Origin of the sequence: Marinicella gelatinilytica (assembly GCF_026410405.1) — a bacterium.
Classification (GTDB): Bacteria; Pseudomonadota; Gammaproteobacteria; order Xanthomonadales; family Marinicellaceae; genus Marinicella; species Marinicella gelatinilytica.
The window spans coordinates 1-472 of record NZ_JAPMLN010000041.1; the positions used below are offsets into that span (position 1 = coordinate 1).

1 rRNA gene is annotated in these 472 nt (G+C 46.8%); it reads right to left on the reverse strand.

The window, feature by feature from the left end:
• A 23S ribosomal RNA gene (locus OS173_RS13260) occupies positions 1–472 on the reverse strand; the annotation flags it as partial.

Here is a 472-nt window from a genome sequence, read left to right on the forward strand (position 1 = left end):
AGATCGCCCGGGTTCGGGTCTAATTCCAGCAACTATGCGCCCTATTAAGACTCGGTTTCCCTTCGCCTACACTATTCGCTTAAGCTTGCTACTGAAATTAAGTCGCTGACCCATTATACAAAAGGTACGCCATCACCAGAATAAATTCCAGCTTTGACTGCTTGTACGTATGCGGTTTCAGGGTCTATTTCACTCCCCTCACAGGGGTTCTTTTCGCCTTTCCCTCACGGTACTGGTTCACTATCGGTCGGTAGGGAGTATTTAGCCTTAGATGATGGTCCACCTATATTCAGACAGGGTTTCTCGTGCCCCGCCCTACTCACATTCATTCTATAATCTCTTTCACTTACAGGGCTATCACCTTCTTTGGCTGGCTTTTCCACACCATTCTGTTAAAAACTATAAAACTTTTGGGCTAATCCGCGTTCGCTCGTCGCTACTTGCGGAATCTCGGTTGATTTCTTTTCCTCCG